Origin of the sequence: Accumulibacter sp. (genome assembly GCF_023806565.1) — a bacterium.
Taxonomy (GTDB): domain Bacteria; phylum Pseudomonadota; class Gammaproteobacteria; order Burkholderiales; family Rhodocyclaceae; genus Accumulibacter.
Genome location: NZ_JAMTDV010000029.1, coordinates 20110 through 36817, shown reverse-complemented (window position 1 = coordinate 36817; position 16708 = coordinate 20110). Strand labels below are relative to the sequence as shown.

The 16708-nt window shown below is 63.7% G+C and carries 14 protein-coding genes and 2 tRNA genes; 8 read left to right on the top strand and 8 right to left on the bottom strand.

The window, feature by feature from the left end; all coding sequences use genetic code 11:
- The 4 genes from NFV80_RS03830 to NFV80_RS03815 form a co-directional block, all read right to left on the bottom strand.
- Window positions 1–1463: class I SAM-dependent DNA methyltransferase (locus NFV80_RS03830; protein ID WP_296757917.1), on the bottom strand; the 1463-nt coding region annotated here is incomplete at its 3' end.
- Between the two features lie 596 nt (window positions 1464–2059).
- The gene (ptsP, locus tag NFV80_RS03825; RefSeq protein WP_295326416.1) at window positions 2060–3829 is read right to left on the bottom strand and encodes a phosphoenolpyruvate--protein phosphotransferase; all 1770 of its coding nucleotides are present in this window, start codon (window positions 3827–3829) and stop codon (window positions 2060–2062) included.
- On the bottom strand, window positions 3826–4299 hold the full coding sequence (locus tag NFV80_RS03820; RefSeq protein ID WP_295326419.1) for a hypothetical protein: 474 nt from the start codon (window positions 4297–4299) through the stop codon (window positions 3826–3828). Before NFV80_RS03820 ends, ptsP begins: the two co-directional genes overlap by 4 nt.
- A 10-nt stretch (window positions 4300–4309) precedes the next feature.
- Entirely contained in the window at window positions 4310–4915 is a 606-nt protein-coding gene (locus NFV80_RS03815) for a hypothetical protein (RefSeq protein ID WP_295326421.1), read from the bottom strand.
- 109 nt (window positions 4916–5024) lie between these two features.
- Here NFV80_RS03815 and NFV80_RS03810 point away from each other — a divergent pair, with 109 nt between their 5' ends.
- The 6 genes from NFV80_RS03810 (at window position 5025) to NFV80_RS03785 (ending at window position 9252) form a co-directional block, all read left to right on the top strand.
- Window positions 5025–5660, top strand: a complete 636-nt coding sequence (locus NFV80_RS03810; protein WP_295326423.1) for a TetR/AcrR family transcriptional regulator — start codon at window positions 5025–5027, stop codon at window positions 5658–5660.
- Between the two features lie 228 nt (window positions 5661–5888).
- Window positions 5889–7088: an NnrS family protein gene (locus tag NFV80_RS03805; RefSeq protein ID WP_295326424.1), complete on the top strand. Its 1200-nt coding sequence runs from the start codon at window positions 5889–5891 to the stop codon at window positions 7086–7088.
- A 269-nt stretch (window positions 7089–7357) separates the two neighbouring features.
- Window positions 7358–7433: transfer RNA gene (locus NFV80_RS03800), tRNA-Gly, on the top strand.
- Window positions 7434–7505: 72 nt separating this feature from the next.
- Window positions 7506–7589: transfer RNA gene (locus tag NFV80_RS03795), tRNA-Leu, on the top strand.
- A 37-nt stretch (window positions 7590–7626) separates the two neighbouring features.
- Window positions 7627–8076 carry a DUF1178 family protein gene (locus tag NFV80_RS03790; RefSeq protein ID WP_295326426.1) on the top strand — a complete coding sequence of 150 codons (450 nt, stop codon included), beginning with the start codon at window positions 7627–7629 and terminating at the stop codon, window positions 8074–8076.
- Between the two features lie 63 nt (window positions 8077–8139).
- Window positions 8140–9252, top strand: a complete 1113-nt coding sequence (locus tag NFV80_RS03785; RefSeq protein WP_295326428.1) for an S-(hydroxymethyl)glutathione dehydrogenase/class III alcohol dehydrogenase — start codon at window positions 8140–8142, stop codon at window positions 9250–9252.
- A 33-nt stretch (window positions 9253–9285) separates the two neighbouring features.
- Here the strand turns inward: NFV80_RS03785 and NFV80_RS03780 are convergent, their stop codons facing one another.
- From NFV80_RS03780 to NFV80_RS03765, 4 genes are all read right to left on the bottom strand, one after another.
- Complete coding sequence (locus tag NFV80_RS03780; protein ID WP_295326429.1) at window positions 9286–11199, bottom strand: HDOD domain-containing protein; 1914 nt, start codon at window positions 11197–11199, stop codon at window positions 9286–9288.
- 125 nt (window positions 11200–11324) lie between these two features.
- Entirely contained in the window at window positions 11325–11681 is a 357-nt protein-coding gene (locus NFV80_RS03775; RefSeq protein ID WP_295326431.1) for a cupin domain-containing protein, read from the bottom strand.
- 66 nt (window positions 11682–11747) lie between these two features.
- Window positions 11748–13646: a propionate--CoA ligase gene (locus NFV80_RS03770; RefSeq protein ID WP_295326432.1), complete on the bottom strand. Its 1899-nt coding sequence runs from the start codon at window positions 13644–13646 to the stop codon at window positions 11748–11750.
- A gap of 272 nt (window positions 13647–13918) precedes the next feature.
- The gene (locus NFV80_RS03765) at window positions 13919–14914 is read right to left on the bottom strand and encodes an oxidoreductase (protein WP_295326434.1); all 996 of its coding nucleotides are present in this window, start codon (window positions 14912–14914) and stop codon (window positions 13919–13921) included.
- Window positions 14915–15283: 369 nt separating this feature from the next.
- Here NFV80_RS03765 and NFV80_RS03760 point away from each other — a divergent pair, with 369 nt between their 5' ends.
- Together NFV80_RS03760 and aat are read left to right on the top strand one after the other, a co-directional pair.
- Window positions 15284–15769: a C40 family peptidase gene (locus tag NFV80_RS03760; RefSeq protein WP_295326436.1), complete on the top strand. Its 486-nt coding sequence runs from the start codon at window positions 15284–15286 to the stop codon at window positions 15767–15769.
- 228 nt (window positions 15770–15997) lie between these two features.
- Window positions 15998–16705 (top strand): leucyl/phenylalanyl-tRNA--protein transferase, encoded by a 708-nt coding sequence (aat, locus tag NFV80_RS03755; RefSeq protein WP_295326437.1) that lies wholly within the window; start codon window positions 15998–16000, stop codon window positions 16703–16705.
- Window positions 16706–16708: the final 3 nt, after the last annotated feature.

Genomic DNA, 16708 nt, shown 5'->3' with positions numbered 1-16708 from the left:
CCCGGAGGGCGAGGGGAGAAGACTTCGGAGTCGTCGCCATTGCTGCAGATGCAGCGCGGCCCCTCTCCCGGAGGGCGAGGGGAGAAGACTTCGGAGTCGTCGCCATTGCTGCGGATGCAGCGCGGCCCCTCTGCCGGAGGGAGATGGGAGAAGACTTCCTTGAGCTTGGCTTCGGCCACGCTGCCGCCCAGCGTGAAGTCGAGCGCCTCGCCGCGATAGAGGCGCACCAGGTTGGCGAGGAAGCCGATCTGCGCCGACGTCCAGTCGCGATGCGCGCGGTCCACCTGCCGGTAGATGTGGCGGGCGTCGATGAAGAGCACGGTGTCGGCGCGCTTCGTCTTTGCCTTGCCCCGGTCGAGGAACCACAGCGTGCAGGGCAGCGTGACCGTGTAGAACATGTTGGGGCCGACGGCGACCATGACGTCCACCGCCCGCGCCTCGATCAGCTTCTGCCGCAGGTCCTGCTCGCTGGAGCGTGCATCGGAAGCCGAGTTGGCCATGACGAAGCCGGCGCGGCCGGCGGCGTCGAGCGCCGACCAGAAGAGCTGAATCCACAGGTAGTTGGCGTTGTCGGTGCGCGGCAGGCCGAAGGGGAAGCGGCGCCCGGCACCGACCATGTCGGCCAGCCGTTCCTTGTCGACCGCATTGACGTTGAACGGCGGATTGGCGAGGACGAAGTCGAAGGCGCCGGTGGCGTCGTGCGGGTCGTCGTAGTAGCTGTTGACGTTGCCGCCGTGGCGGATGTCGCCTTCCAGCCCATGCACGGCGAGGTTGAGGCGGCACAGGCGGCCGGTTTCGTCGGTCTTCTCGACGCCGCAGATGGCGAGTTCGGCGGCGGGATTTTTCTGGTGCTCGGCGACGAAGCGCGCCGACTGCACGAACATGCCGCCCGAGCCGCAGGCGGGGTCGAGGATGCGGCCGTGGAAGGGTTCGATGATCTCGGTGAGCAGCTTGACGATGCAGCTCGGCGTGTAGAACTCGCCGCCCTTCTGCCCCTCGCTGCGCGCGAACTCGCCGAGGAAGTATTCATAGATGCGGCCGAAGGCGTCGAAATCGACCGTCGCCGGAATCTCGGAGACCTTCTTCAGCAGTTCCTTGAGCAGGGTGCTGGTGAACAGGTTGTAGGTCCTGGGCAGCACGCCCGCCAACTGTGGGTTGTGCTGTTCGATGAGGCGCATGGCGGCGTTGACCCTGGCGCCGATGTCGGCGACCTCGGGCAGCGTCAGCAGGTGGTCGAAGCGCGCCTCGGGGGCGAGGTAGAGGATGCCTTCGGCGTGGTAGGCGGCGGCTTCCTCGACGCGGCTACCGCGTCGGGAACTGGTACCCACCGCTTCGAGTCTGGCACGCCGGGCGGCGAAGCGGACTTCGGCGAAGCGCAGGAAGATCAGGCCGAGGATGGGCCCGGAGTATTCCTGCGCCTTGAGGCCGGAATTGGCGCGGAACTGGTCGGCCGCATCCCACAGGCGCCTTTCGAGCGAGGCAGTGGCCGCGTCGTTTTTGGAAGGGGGCGATCCAGTGCATGCTCAGCCGGCCTCGCGGCTTGCCGGCCTGCTGCGGTCGGCATTGGCGGCGGCTGCGCGGTCGTCCTTGCGCAGTCTCTGCGGCAAGTCGGGAGCGGTGTGGAATGTGGTGTCGGTCATCGGTGCGGTACTGCCCTTGTCTTCTTGTTGGGGCGGTGACAGGGGGCGCTACATCTGTCGTCAAACGGGAATTCGATGCGAGCCGCTATTGTCCGCCAATGTCCGGGCAAGAACAAAAAGGCCGCGCATGCACCGCACCCGGTCACGTGACAGGATGCGCCACAACGGCAAGATTCACGGCACGGCTTCCCGGTGGCGGGCAACCGCCTCGGGCGGAACTTCACAGCGGCCGCGCCGAATCAGGTGTGGGCTTCCGAAATCACCGGCCTGGGGACCGACGGCTGGCTCCAGCGCGCCATCGTGAGGAGGCCGTCGAACCGGCGAGTCGTCGGCTGGTCGCTGAAGCCACGCAGGACGGTGAAGCTCGCCACCGACTGAACCGCTCGGCCGGGTCGGCGCAGGGATTGCCGCAGACCGTCTCAAGTCGCGAGTTCGGCCGGGGATACCGGTCTTCGCCGCGCCCAATCCTCCTGCACGCAAACCCGGATATCGCGAGTCGCGCTCAACGTAAGCACCTGTCCCGCCAATTTTTCGGCGTCGGCCAAACGGGTCGAGCAGATGGCATGCTTGATGTCGAGGAGTCGACCGGGACTGACGCTCAAGCTGCGGAATCCCAAACCGATCACGAGGTTCGCGTAAGCCGGGTCGCTGGCGATTTCACCACACAGTGAAAATGGTTTGCCCTTGCTCCTGGCCACCGTCGCCAGTGTGGCAAGCACCCGAATCACGGCAGGGTGCAGCGGGTCATAGGCGGACGGCATTTCGCCACCCAAGCGGTCGGCAGCCAGCAGAAATTGCACCAGGTCGTTGCTTCCGACACTGAAGAAATCGACCTCGTCGGCCAGTTGCTCGATGAGGATCGCTGCGGACGGGGTTTCGATCATGGCGCCGACGGGGATGCGGGGATTGAACGACTGGCCCTCCGCGGCGAGTTCGGCTTTCGCCCGGCCGATGGCGGTTTTGGCGGCGCGCAAGTCATCCAGTCCGTCGATCATCGGGAGAAGAATTTTCACCGGATGCGATGCGCTCAGCCGCAGTATGGCCCGCAACTGTGTGTGCAGGATCTGAGGGTGGGCGAGCAGCAGCCGAGTGCCACGACAGCCCATCGCCGGATTGGCTTCGTGCGGCAGTGGGAAGTAGTTCAGTGGCTTATCGCTGCCCACATCAAGAACGCGGATCACCGTTTCGCCGGGTTTTAGGTAGTCTGCCGTCGCGCGGTAGAACAGGTATTGCTCGTCCTCCGCCGGGAATTGGTCCTGGGCGGCGAAGACGAATTCGGTTCGATACAAGCCGACCCCATCAGCCTTTACATTCGCGGCAGCCGCTGCGTCGGCCGTTTGCCCGATATTGGCGGACAGCTTTATGTCGACACCGTCGCGCGTTACCGTCGGCACACCAATCAGGTCCTTCAAGGCACTCTTGTGCATCTGAAGGTTCGCCTCCAATCGATCGTAGCGACGCAGTAACTCCGGTTGCGGGTTGAGGAAGACACGCCCGGCCAGGGCATCTACGATCAGCAGGTCGTCCGTTTGTATTTTCCGGGTGGCCTCGGGCACATGCACGAGCATCGGGATGCCGAGGGAGCGGGCAAGGATCGTCGCGTGCGCGGTCAGTCCTCCCTTTTCGACGATGATTGCGCGCACGCCCTGGCCCTCCCACTGCGCGACGATGGAGGCGAGCAATTCGCTGGTGACAATCACACTTCCTTCCGCAGGGACGGGAGTGGCCTGTGGGACGTCCCCTACCAGATGGTCGAGGAGACGTTTGCCCACGTCATGGAGATCGGCGGCCCGCTCGCGGAAGTAGGGATCGTCGAGGCCACCGAACAATTTCATCAACTGCCTGATCGCCGCGTCGACCGCAGCCTCGACATTCATTCCCTTTTCGAGGCACAGGTCGCGGACCGTATCGTGCAGATGCACGTCGCGCATGAGCACGATCTGCGTTTCAAAGATCTCCGCTTGCTCTTTCCCCAGCGTGCGGTGGACCTTCTCCTGAACCTCCAGCAGCTTCACTTCTGCGGCGGCGACGGCGGCATCGAAGCGCTCGATCTCCATTTCTGCCTCGACCTTGCCCACCCGTCTTTGCGGAACGACCGTGCGCTTCCCGGCGCAGTCACATAACACGGCGCGTCCCCGGGCCAGGCCGGAGGACGCCACCTCGCCCAGAATCATCATGGTTTCGCTCACCGCAGCGGCTTCCAGCCCGGATCACTGAAATATTGCCCGTAGCGGTTGACCGCCTCTACCGCTCGCACGGCACCGGTTGCCGGCTTGTTTGCGGACTTGCCCTGCATCGTCTCGGCACTGCTGACGAGTTCGCCGACGATCAGATGAAGGTTGGCGTCCGCTGCGCGTTCGAGCTTGCATTCGGCGACGATGGTGGCAACCTGTGTATCGATCGTCGCACCGAGTGCCTGGTACTCGGCGGCCGTCAGTGTGCTCTTGTGAATGCCTTCCAGCTTCGCGGCCAGCACCTTGCGGATTTCGCCCATGCCTTTGCGCAATGGCTGGTCGGTTTTCCATTTCACGCCGTGGTCTAGCGTGAGTTTGCCGGGTTCACCGGTGGCGTGCTGGTGAGAATCGACGGCGAACGCGGGTGTGCCTAGGCCGAGCGCAGCGACCAAGGCGGTGGCGAACAGAATGTAACGAGTCTGCATGGGTATCTACTCACGGTTGAATGACGATGATTTCGGGATCATCGGCGTGCTCGACGACGAGCGTTTCGACTCGGGCCTGCCACAAAGACTGGAAAAGCGCCGCCTCCTCGGATGTGGCGGCGTTGCAGAGGCATTTGGGTAGGAGAGCGGCCATGCGGGGATCTGGCGGAACACGGTCGAGGCGGGCGGATACGCTGACTGCGGCGCCGGAATCGACACGCGTGAAGCGCAGTTGACCCCGGAGGTCGACGCCGAAAAACAACAAGTTGCGCCGATCGAAGTGTCCGCCGATCCCTTTGAAGCCGCTGTCCTGGGTGGCGCCGGTCAGGAAACTCGCGACGTTGGCGACGACTCCGGTCGTGCCGTCGACCCGGCTGCCGCGCAATTCGACGCGAATTCCGCCACGTTCCGGCAGCGCATCGCGGTAGAGCGCGCGCATCGCGGCTCGCGTCATCAGGTACGCCGACGCCACGGTCGGGCAGGAATGACCGGCGAGCTTTACGGTGTCGGCGTAGCTGTATTCGATGATGCCTTCGTGGGCGGCCCCGAGAAATCGAGCTAGCGGGTCGCGAAAACTGATCCGTGGCGCCAGGTTGAAAAACTCAGGAAAATGCATGGCTTGGTTCTCCGGCGATTCTTTGGGCTTGTCGGATGCCCGTTTGGTCTGTACAATAGTACTTAATTACTTACTTAAGCGCAAGCGTCTCAGTCTGCATCTCGATTCCATGACCAGCCCATCGACTCCCCAATCGACGACCCGCTCGCGTCTGAGCACCGACCGGCGGCAACGGGAAATCGTCGCCACCGTCCTCGCGCTTGCCCGGGAACGTGGCCCGGATGCGATCACCACGCAGGCGATCGCCGACCGGGTGGGAGTCACTCAGGGCGCGATCTTCCGGCACTTTCCCGACAAGCAGGCGATCTGGCTGGCGGTTTTCGTCTGGATACGCGAATCGCTCGGCATGGCCCTGGCCGCGGCGATCGACGAGACGGCGTCGCCGCTCGCGAGGATCGAGCAAACGTTTCTGGCGCATGCAGCTTTCATTGCAGACAATCCCGGTGTGCCGCGAGTCCTGTTCCATGAACTGCAGTATCCAGGGGATTCTCCGGTGCGCGTCGAAGTGCGGGCGATGATCGGCGGGTATCGGCGGCGGCTCGCCAGACTGTTCGCGCAGGCGAAGGCGGTCGGCGAGCTGCAGCCCGATCTGGACGCGGCACTGGCGCCGGTGACGTTCATCGGGGCTATGCAAGGACTTGTCATCCAGGCATCGCTCGCCGGCGACGAGACGGGAATGGTCGAAAGTGCGCGGAAAGTGTTCCCGCTACTCCTCGACGGCTATCGCGGGGCGGGCAAGAAGTGAACCGGCACAGGACGCCGCACGTGTGCAGCGGCAACCGCTGGCTAACCCGGCGGCAGGCATGCCGTTTTGCCGACCGCGTGGCGCCGGCAGAGCGGTTCGAGGCTGCCTGCGCAGCCGGCTTGACGGGGTGCGCAGCCCGGTCGGTAGTGCGCAGCCCCGCCGGTCGCGACCAGCCGGTGGCATACGCCGCTCCGGAGGGATCCTAACTTGACCTCGAAGGAGATCGCCATGTCCAAACTGCTCTCGATCGTCGAGCCCGGGCGCGGACCGGGGGCGCCCGTCCCCGGCTTTGCCCTCTGGGCGCTCGGTTTTCGGCCGTTCTACCTGCTCGCCAGCATTTTCGCTGCGCTGTCGGTGCCGCTCTGGGTCGCGCAGTACTCGGGCCATCTGCCCGGCCTCTTCGTCCGCGGTCCCGCCTGGCACGGCCACGAGATGCTGTTCGGGTACACGCTGGCGGTGGTCACCGGCTTTCTGTTCACCGCCGGCCGCAACTGGACCGGACAGCCGACGCCGACAGGCCACGCGTTGCTCGGCTTTGCCTTGCTCTGGATCGCCGGACGCGTTCTGGTGTTGACGCCGTACGCAACGATGGCTGCCGTGGTGAACGCCGCGTTCCCGGTGGCGGTCGGGATCGCTCTCGCCATCCCGCTGGTGAACAGCCGCAACCGGCGCAACTACTTTTTCGTCGGGCTGCTGATCCTGCTCGGCGCTGCCGTTCTCGCCATGCATCTTTCCTGGCTCGGCATGCTCGCCTGGCCGGAACGGGCAAGTCTGCAGGTCGGGCTCGATATCATGCTGTTTGTCCTTGCGGTGATGGGCGGGCGGGTCATTCCGATGTTCACCAACAACGGGATTCCGGGTGTGCAGGCCACCCGCCATCCACTCGTCGAAAGAGTCTCCCTGGGCAGCGTCCTGCTCCTGCTCGCGGCCGACGTCCTGCCGACGCCGGCCAGCGTGCTCGCGACCATCGCGCTGCTTGCCGGGCTGACGCATGCGGTCCGCCTCTGTCTCTGGCAACCCTGGCGAACGCTCGCAACTCCCCTGGTGTGGGTGTTGCATGCGGCGTACGCATGGATCGTCGTATACCTCGTGCTGCGTGCGCTGGGCGCTTTCGGGCTGGTTGCCGAGCCGCTGGCGACGCACGCGCTGACGATCGGGGCGATTGGCGGCATGACCATCGGCATGATGACGCGCACGGCGCGCGGCCATACCGGTCGGCCGCTGCTGGCCGACGGTTTCGAGGTGACCTGTTATCTCCTGCTTCAGTGCGCCGCGCTCATCCGGGTCTTCGGCGGCATGCTGGTGCCCGCCGACTATCTGTTCACGGTGATCGCCTCGGGGATCTGCTGGTCGCTCGCCTTCACCCTGTACGCCGTTCGCTACTGGCCAGTGCTGTCGCGGGCGCGGCTCGACGGCAAGCCCGGATAGACGACGTTCGCATTGTTTCCGCCGCGGGGTCGCGCCGGCCGGTTCGTTGCCCGTCCTCGGGATCGCCGCTCTTCCGCGGTGCGTGCAATCTGCAGCGGGCGGGGCGCGAGACAGCATGCGACACCGTACCCGGTCAAGCCTGTGGCGAGGCTGCGACGCAGGGCAGCCGGTTGACAGCGATCTTCAGCCTGCGGATAATCTGCGACTTCGGTGCTGCCACGCCGATGTGGATGGTTGGTAGATGGCAGCACGACCGAGAAAATTTCACCGCGGGAATAGCTCAGTTGGTAGAGCGATACCTTGCCAAGGTATAGGTCGAGAGTTCGAGACTCTTTTCCCGCTCCAGATTCCGGAAGGGAAAGTGCGTGGAGCACTTTCCCTCTGTTTCATTTGGGGGCAGGTATAATGATGCCTATCGCCCGGATGGTGGAATAGGTAGACACAAGGGACTTAAAATCCCTCGGCTTCGCGGCTGTGCCGGTTCGACCCCGGCTCCGGGTACCGCCTTTCCACCGTCGGTCTCTTGCCCTGGTTCCCGATGATCATATTCGACCTCGCCTGCCCACATGAACATCACTTTGAAGGCTGGTTTCAGTCGCGCGAGGAGTTCGATGGGCAACTGGCGCAGGGTTTGATTGCCTGTCCGCATTGCGCCTCACTGGAAATTCGACGTGTCCCGTCGGCCGTGCATCTGTCCCGGCCGACCGAGGCCAGCCCGTCGCCTGCGGCTGGCCAGGCGGTAAAGTCGGTGCCGATCGACCTGCGCGCCGGTGCGCTTGCCGCCTTCCGGCAACTGACTGAATTGCTGCTTGCCAACTGCGAGGACGTGGGCAGCGACTTTGCGGAAGAGGCGCGCAGAATCCACTATGTGGAAGCGCCCGAGCGTTCGATTCGCGGCGAGGCCACCGCCGAGGAGTACGAGGAACTGCTCGAGGAAGGGATCGAGGTTTTCCGTCTGGCCCGTCTGAAGCCGGGTGACCTGCACTGACCTGCTGCTCGGCATTGACTTGTCGCTGGCCCGTAGTCCCCACCGTTTCGAGGAGATTCACTGATGATGAAAGCACGTGCTGCCGTTGCCTGGGCTGCCGGGCAGCCTCTGGAAGTGACCGAAGTCGAGGTCCAGCCACCACGGCAGGGAGAAGTTCTGGTGCGCATCGTCGCCAGCGGTGTCTGCCACACGGATGCCTTCACGCTGTCGGGTGCCGATCCGGAAGGCGTCTTTCCAAGCATTCTTGGGCATGAAGGTGGCGGCATCGTCGAGGCGATCGGTCCCGGGGTGACTTCGCTTGCCGTCGGCGATCACGTCATTCCGCTGTATACCCCGGAGTGCCGGCAGTGCAAGTTCTGCAAGTCCGGCAAGACCAACCTTTGCCAGGCGATCCGCGCGACCCAGGGAAAAGGGCTGATGCCTGACGGCAGCAGCCGCTTTTCCAGGAACGGCACGCCGATTTTCCACTACATGGGGACCTCCACCTTCTCCGAATACACCGTCCTGCCGGAAATCTCTTTGGCAAAGATTTCCCGCGATGCCCCTCTCGACAAGGTCTGTCTCCTCGGCTGTGGGGTGACGACCGGTATCGGAGCGGTGGTCAATACCGCCAAGGTCCAGCCGGGGGCGACCGTCGCCGTATTCGGGCTTGGCGGCATCGGTCTTTCGGTGGTGATCGGCTCGGTCATGGCCAAGGCGGCGCGGATCATAGCGATCGACACCAACCCGGCGAAGTTCGCGATTGCCCGGCAACTCGGTGCCACCGACTGCATCAACCCCGACGATGCCGACCGGCCGATCCAGGAACTGATCATCGACCTGACCGACGGCGGCGTCGATTACTCGTTCGAGTGCATCGGCAACGTCAAGGTGATGCGCGCAGCGCTCGAGTGTTGCCACAAGGGCTGGGGAGAGTCGGTGATCATCGGAGTTGCCGGTGCCGGCGAAGAGATCTCGACGCGACCGTTCCAGCTGGTGACCGGTCGCGTGTGGCGAGGTTCGGCGTTCGGGGGAGTGCGTGGTCGCAGCGAACTGCCGGCTTATGTGGAGCGCGCGCAGCGCGGAGAAATTCCGCTTGATACGTTCATTACCCACCGCATGGGTCTGGAAGATATCAACCGGGCGTTCGCGCTGATGCACGAAGGCAAGAGCATCCGCTCGGTGATCATCTTTTAGTCGGCGGGGCGCACCGCGGGACGCGGCCGCACCCTAGCGGGCGACGACGACGCGGTTGCGACCGCTCTGCTTGGCCTGGTAAAGCGCCGCGTCGGCGGCCTGGATCAGCCGCTGGCTGTCCGATTCGCCACCATTGAGGCTGGCCGCACCAATGCTCAGCGTCACCGGGATTGTCCGATTTTCCCAGAGGAAGGTGTACTTCTCCACCAGGTTGCGAATGCGGTCGGCGATTTGCGCCGCAGCGCGAGCGGTGGCGTTGGGCAGGACGGCCGCAAATTCCTCGCCGCCGTAGCGAAACACCAGATCCTCGACGCGCGAGGCGCGCTTGAGCAGATCGGCGAGTTGCCGCAGTACCGCATCGCCGGCGGCGTGGCCGTGCGTATCGTTGATCCGCTTGAAATGATCGATGTCGAGCAACAAACAGGCCATCGGCAGCGAGTTCGACTGAGCGAACGCCCATTCGGCAGCCAGGAAGTCGAGACCGTGACGGCGGTTGGGAAGCTGCGTCAGGGCATCGGTCAGGGCTGCCTGCAACAGGCGTTTGTGGGCCACCGCAAACTCGTCGGTGGAACGCATGATGCCTCGTCGCTCACGCTGGATCTCCTCGCGCAGCAGCAGCATGCGCGTTGCCGTGTTGAGCCGGACGCGCAGGGTCTGGATGCTCACCGGTTTGACCAGGACGTCGTCCGCGCCAGCGTCGATCGCTTCCAGAATCAGCGCCTCGTTGCCGGGTGAGGTCAGCAGCAGGGCGTAGCTCTCCTTGCCGGCGGGAGTCTGGCGAAGTATGCGGCAGAAAGCGGTAGGTTTCAGACCGGGCATGTCCATGTCGGCAATGACGATCTGCGTCGGTTGCCGCGGCGCGTGATTGAGTCCTTCCGCACTGCTATCGATGAGCACCGGCAGATGCCCGAGGCTTTCGATCTGCTGCATCAGGTGCGGCAGTTCGGGCGAAGGAATGCCGACCAGCTGTACCTGCAGGCGAGGGGAGGCCAGGGCGCCGTCCTGCTCGGGACTGGCGGTACTGACTCGCTGACTGGGAGGACTGGCGGCAAGCACTTCGGCAAAAGGGGGGATCTCCTGGGTACGCACCTGCAGCATCGCACCCCAATCGCGCCAGCGGCGGACCATCCGGTCGACCGTGTCGTTGAGGGCATCACCGCTGATTCCGAGGCGAGCGGCGCGTGTCAGGAGCGCCGGCAGAAGGCGCCAGCGCGCTTCTTCGTCTGCCATGCAGAGTTCGGCGAGCGAGCGGGCCAGATTCAGCGAGTGGGTCAGCGTCAGCACGCGCGATCCATCGCGGAAACCAGCGCGATCGGGTTGTTCGTGATGATACGCGGCTTCCAGCAGCATCTCGGGCAGGCCCCACTCGGCGAGCATCGTGCTGCCCAGTTGCCGGTGATCCATCTGGAACGACTCGCGTTCGAGCGCCGCCAGGTCATTCTCTTTCGCCTTGCGCAGTACAACCGTATATTCGTCCGGGTAGAGCGAAGCCAAGGCCAACTCGCCTACGCGGGCGAGCAGACCGATAGTGAACAGCTCCTCGCTCGAAGTCTGCGCAAAATGTGCCAGCTCCTGACAGGCGATGCCGGTGGCCAGCGAATGCGCCCAGAAGGCGCCATAGTCGAAGCCCGAACATTGGCCGCTGCGGTGGCTGTGCATGACCGACAGGCCAACCACCAGATCGCGCACGCGAAAGGCGCCGAGAGCGACGATCGCGCGCTGCAGCGATACAATCGGGCGGGCGCGGCCGAATGCAGCGGCATTGGCAAATTTGAGCAGACGTCCGGCGATGGCCGGATCGGATTGCACCAGTCGCACCAGTTCGGACACTCGAAAATCATCGCGCTGCAGGAGCTTGATGATCGAGAGAGCGACTCCTTTTGGCGACGGGAGCTTGCCCGTCGCTTTCAACGAATGGTAGCGGTCCGGGGCGAGTAGCGTGATCAAGAAAACCTCAAATCCAGAAATTCCGGGCGATTATGCTACAAAACAAGCGGCTGCTGACGGACGATCGGTCGACAATGCCCGTGTCCGTGCGAGCTCGTTGCCGCCCGCAAGAGGCGGCTCGCTGTTCACAGCAGCTCGGTGTCGTCGTGACGGTAAGCCGGACTGCAGCAGCAGAGCAGATGCAAGGGTTCTTCGCCGATGGCGGTCACGCAATGCGGCGTCGCCGGAGGAATCAGGACGGTATCGCCGACTTCGATAGCCAGTGTCTCATCGGCCAGCGTCATGACGCCTGCGCCGCGTGTGACGTGATAGAGCTCCTCGCTGCGCAAGTGGCGGTGCAGTTGTGTTTGCTGCCCCGGCTGGAGGATCGCTTCGGCAAGGCTCTGTTGCCGGTTGCCTTGGATCGCGGGGTGCATCAATTCGCGAATCTCCGAGCCGTCTTTGGTGAGGTAAGCGGGAATGTCCCGGTAGCTGGTCTTCATGGCAGTGTGGCTGGCGAGCGGGCAAAAAAAAGCCGCCCCTGGGGGGCGGCAGGCGAAGCGGAGTGATCAGGCCTTGCTGCCCAGCGCGCGCTGTAGTTGTGCCAGGGCGTTCGGGTCCTCGATGGTGGTCAGGTCGCCCGGGTCGCGACCTTCGGCGAGCGCCTGGATCGAGCGGCGCAGCAGCTTGCCGGAACGCGTTTTCGGCAGCACGGTCACGAAGTGAACGCGGCTTGGGCGGGCAATTGCGCCAAGCGTATCGTCCACCTGCTTCATGACCTCCTTTTCCAGCGCTGCCGCCAGTTCCGGCGTGGCGACGCTGTCGGCGTTCTTCACCACCGCAAAGGCCATCGGCATCTGTCCCTTGAGCTGGTCGGCGACACCGACCACGGCCACTTCGGCAATCGCCGCATGCCCCTGGATGGCTTCCTCGATTTCACGCGTGCCGAGGCGGTGACCGGCAACATTGATCACGTCGTCGGTACGCCCGAGGATGTAGTGGTAGCCGTCCTTGTCCTTGATTCCCCAGTCGAACGAGGAGTAGACGAGCGGTTCGCGGAACAGCGAGAAATAGGTCGAAACGAAGCGTGCATCGTCGCCCCAGACGGTCGACAGACACCCCGGCGGCAACGGGGGCAGAATGCCGACGATGCCCTTCTCGTCCGTATCGCAAACGGTGCCGTCTTCGCGGAAGATCTTGAGGTTGTAGCCGTAAACCGGGAAGTTGGGCGTGCCGTAGCGGATTTCCGTTTTTTCGACGCCCGGCAGCGGACCCAGAATCGGCCAGCCGGTCTCGGTCTGCCAGTAGTTGTCGTAAACCGGTCTGCCGAGTTCGGTCATGATCCACTCGTGTGTCGGCTGATCGAGCGGTTCTCCGGCGAGGAACAGGTACTTGAGAGTCGAAAGGTCGTACTTGTGCATGTACGCCGGATCGTGCTTCTTGAGGACGCGGGCGGCGGTCGGCGCAGAGAACATGGTCGTCACCTTGTATTTCTCCACGAGCTTCCACCAGATGCCGGGATCGGGACGAAGCGGCGTTCCCTCGTACATGATCGTGCACATGCCACCGATCAGGGGCCCATAAATGATATATGAGTGGCCGACGACCCAGCCGATGTCAGAGGTGGCGAAGAAGGTTTCGCCCTCGCCCCCGCAGAAGATGTACTTGAGCGTCGACGCCAGCGCTACTGCGTAGCCGCCGGTATCACGTTGGACCCCTTTGGGCTTGCCGGTGGTGCCCGAGGTATACAGGATGTAGGAGGGCTCGGTCGACTCGAGCCAGGTGACCGGTACGTCGGCGTCCATGAACTGTGCGCGCAGCGTCGCGTAATCGACGTCGCGGCCTTCGACCTTGTTGAAGCCCTTGTCGAGACCGCGATCAACCATCAGTACCTTGGCGGGCTTGTGTTCGGCGAGGGCGATCGCTTCGTCGAGCAGATCCTTGTAGGGAACGGCCTTGCCGCCCCGCATGCCGGCATCCGACGAGACCACCAGTTTCGGCTCGGCGTCGTCGATGCGGGTGGCCAGCGAGCCGGATGCGAATCCGCCGAAAACCACCGAGTGAATGGCGCCGATGCGCGCACAGGCGAGCATCGCGAACATCGCTTCGGCGATCATAGGCATGTAGATGAGAACGCGATCGCCCTTCGTGACGCCGAGGCTCTGCATGACCGCGGCCATGCGCATGACTTCCTGTTTGAGTTCGGCAAAGGAATAGACGACTTCCTGGTCGGTCTCGGTGGAGACGAAAACCAGCGCGCGGTCATTCGGGCGCTTGGCGGCATGACGGTCGATCGCGTTGTAGCATAGATTGGTTTCGCCGCCGACGAACCATTTTGCGAACGGCGGGCGGGAATAGTCGAGGACCTTGGTAAATGGTTTGTGCCAGTAGATGCTCTTGGCCTCTTCGCCCCAAAAGGCGTCCGGATTCTCGATAGAATTCTTGTGAAACTCCTGGATTGTCGTCATGAGACTCCCTCGTCAAAAATGTGAACCCACCTGCACCTGTGGAAGCTGCGCCTGCCGAGCGTCTTGGAACTCGTGCTCCCGGTCAGGCATCCTCTTCGAATTTCTGCCAGCGGCAGATCCAACTTCAGCTCCCTTGCTGCATCAGCGGCAAGGGTAGCACCTCCCCACGAGGACCAACGAAATGCCGGGTTGCCACGTGCGCATACCCGGCTCCGTCGGGCGCGAACCGTGCCCGGCCGATGTCGTCCAATCCCAGTCGGGCCGTGGCACCCTCAGGCACCAGCAACGTCGACGACGAGCCGGCCGCGTGCGCGGCCCTGGACGTAGTCGTCGAAAACTTTCGGCAGCTCGTCAAGACCGATCGTCCGTGTCATTTCCTGCAGATGCGGCGGTCGCAGGTCACTCGCCAGGCGTTGCCAGACGCCACTGCGGTACGGTTCGCCGATGTAGCCCGAATCGATGCCGAGCAGGCTGGCACCGCGTAGAATGAACGGCATGACCGTCGTGTTCAGCGACGGGCTGGCCGCCAGTCCAATGCTGGCGATGGTTCCACCCTGCCGCATCGTGCTGGCGATCCAGGCGAGTACCTCGCCCCCGAGATTGTCGACGGCGCCCGCCCAAAGTGCCTTGTCGAGTGGCCGGATACGCGACAGATCGAGCGCCGAGCGGAACATGACCGTCTTCGCGCCGAGTCGCTTGAGATAATCGACTTCCGTTTCCTTGCCGGTCAGCGCCGTCACCTCGTAGCCCCGCGCACTCAGAATGTCCACCGCGAGGCTGCCGACGCCACCGGTCGCACCGGTCACGATCACCGGTCCTCGCGCCGGTTCGAGGCCGTTTTCCTGCATGCGGACGACGCCCAGCGCCGCCGTGAAGCCCGCCGTACCTAGGGCCATGGCGGCATGCAGGGACATCCCGGCGGGCAGCGGGACGACCCACTGCGCCGGTACCCGGGCGTACTCGGCGTAGCCACCGTGGTGGGCGACACCGATGTCGAAGCTCGTCGCAATCACCTCGTCGCCAATCCGGAAGCGGGGGTCCGTGCTCGCCGCCACGGTTCCCGAGAGATCGATGCCGCCGACGCAGGGGTAGCGGCGGATGATTCTGCCGGCGCCGGTTGCCGCCAGAGCGTCCTTGTAATTCACGCTGGAATAGGCGACCTTGATGGTGATTTCTCCCCGATCCAGCTGCGATTCATCCATGGTGACGAAACCGGCCTGCGTCAGACCTCCCTTTTCGTCGATCAGATAAGCCTTGAAAGGACTCATGTACGCTCCATGTGGTGGATCGGATGGGCTTGCCGACAGCCAGGGAACGCTTTCCCAGCAAGAACGGCTGCCGATTATAAACACAAACCCCGCTGCAATTGAGCGTCGGCGATGTCGATTTGGCGCCGCCGTGCTGCCGCCTCGCACCGGCAGCGGTCACGGCCGGCGACCGTACCGGGTTGTCCTCGGCAATCCGATGTGCGGCGCACAAATGACGAGGCGGCCATATTTGGGCATGAATCCCATTTAAGTTATGCGCTTATCTCCTCCGGTTAACCTGGTTTCTCGCGCAACCGTAGCTCGTCAGGGGGTTTACAGCGTGACATTTTTCACATAAATTTCGGTCCCATGATTAGAAAACACTTCCTCATGCCCCTTTTTGGTGCCGCCCTGCTGACCTTGTCAGCGGCCGGCTCGGTCCACGCCAACGAGCAGCCGCCGGTCGAAGAGCCTTCTTTACTGGAACGTTACACCAGCAGCGCGCAGGATCTGATCCTCAAGGGTTTCGAGTTGATCGGCATCAACTACCGCTTCGGCGGTACCAATCCGGATACCGGTCTTGATTGCAGCGGCTTTGTTCAGGTCGTCTACAAGGAAGCCATGGGCATCCTGCTGCCGCGCAGCGCCCGGGAGCAGAGCGAGGTTGGTGCCGTCATCGATCTGCATGAATTGAAGGCCGGCGACCTCGTCTTCTTCAATACCATGCGGCACGCCTTTTCGCACGTCGGGATCTACCTCGGTGACAACCGCTTCATGCACGCGCCGCGTACGGGCGCCGAAATCCGTGTAGACGACATGCGGCAGAGCTACTGGATCCAGCGCTACAACGGCGCGCGTCGCCTGCTGACCCGCTGAGCGGACGTCTGCATGCACAAGGAAACGACGCCTTGCGTCGTTTTTTTGTCGGCAATGGGGAAGGCGATTCGCATTTGCAGGCTCACGCCTGCCGCCTGCCGTGCGTGACGCAGCAATTTCGATGCTCAGCCGGGCCGGCATCAGCGCGTGTGGTTGCCGGAACGTCGTGCTTTCCCGGAACTCCGCGCTCTTCCTGACGACGAGCATGCGGCTGACTGCACTGCCTCGATGATCCCGTGGATAGAAGGTTCGGAGCCTTTTCCGTCGCTGGAACTGGCGTTGACCGAACCCAATGGCCTGCTCTGCGCAGGCGCCGACCTGTCCGCATCGCGCCTGCTCGACGCGTACCAAAGAGGAATCTTCCCCTGGTACTCGACCGGCGAGCCGATTCTCTGGTGGAGTCCGGACCCGCGGATGGTGCTCGTGCCACGCGAGTTCCGCATTTCGCGTTCCCTGCGCCGATGCCTGCGCTCAGGAAGATTCGAGGTGAAACTGGACAGCGACTTTGCGGCCGTGATCCGCGCCTGCGCCGAGACGCCGCGTGCCGGTCAGGACGGAACCTGGATCACGCGCGAAATGCAGCGCGCCTACTGCAGGCTTTTCGATCTCGGCATCGCCCACTCGGTGGAAACCTGGCTTGCCGGGGAACTCGTCGGCGGGCTTTACGGCCTGGCGATTGGCGGCATGTTCTATGGAGAGTCGATGTTCGCGCGCGTTCCCGACGCGTCGAAGGTCGCCGCTGCGCATCTCGCCCGATTCCTTGAAGAAGAGGGATTCGGCATGATAGATTGTCAGATGAGTACTCCGCATCTGGCCTCTCTCGGGGCGCGCGAGATTCCTCGTGCCGATTTCATCGCCCGTCTGCGTGCGCTCGTCGTTCGGGCGTGGCAACCCGGCCGCTGGCCGGCGAATGCTGCCGATCAACCCTGGACTTGAACG

Excerpts from the sequence above, each read along its gene's own strand:
- NFV80_RS03820 (WP_295326419.1), bottom strand. The coding sequence starts at position 4,299 with ATGCAGACTCGTTACATTCTGTTCGCCACCGCCTTGGTCGCTGCGCTC.
- NFV80_RS03815 (WP_295326421.1), bottom strand. The coding sequence starts at position 4,915 with ATGCATTTTCCTGAGTTTTTCAACCTGGCGCCACGGATCAGTTTTCGC.
- NFV80_RS03810 (WP_295326423.1), top strand. The coding sequence starts at position 5,025 with ATGACCAGCCCATCGACTCCCCAATCGACGACCCGCTCGCGTCTGAGC.
- NFV80_RS03805 (WP_295326424.1), top strand. The coding sequence starts at position 5,889 with ATGTCCAAACTGCTCTCGATCGTCGAGCCCGGGCGCGGACCGGGGGCG.
- NFV80_RS03790 (WP_295326426.1), top strand. The coding sequence starts at position 7,627 with ATGATCATATTCGACCTCGCCTGCCCACATGAACATCACTTTGAAGGC.
- NFV80_RS03785 (WP_295326428.1), top strand. The coding sequence starts at position 8,140 with ATGATGAAAGCACGTGCTGCCGTTGCCTGGGCTGCCGGGCAGCCTCTG.
- NFV80_RS03775 (WP_295326431.1), bottom strand. The coding sequence starts at position 11,681 with ATGAAGACCAGCTACCGGGACATTCCCGCTTACCTCACCAAAGACGGC.
- NFV80_RS03770 (WP_295326432.1), bottom strand. The coding sequence starts at position 13,646 with ATGACGACAATCCAGGAGTTTCACAAGAATTCTATCGAGAATCCGGAC.
- NFV80_RS03765 (WP_295326434.1), bottom strand. The coding sequence starts at position 14,914 with ATGAGTCCTTTCAAGGCTTATCTGATCGACGAAAAGGGAGGTCTGACG.
- NFV80_RS03760 (WP_295326436.1), top strand. The coding sequence starts at position 15,284 with ATGCCCCTTTTTGGTGCCGCCCTGCTGACCTTGTCAGCGGCCGGCTCG.
- aat (WP_295326437.1), top strand. The coding sequence starts at position 15,998 with ATGATCCCGTGGATAGAAGGTTCGGAGCCTTTTCCGTCGCTGGAACTG.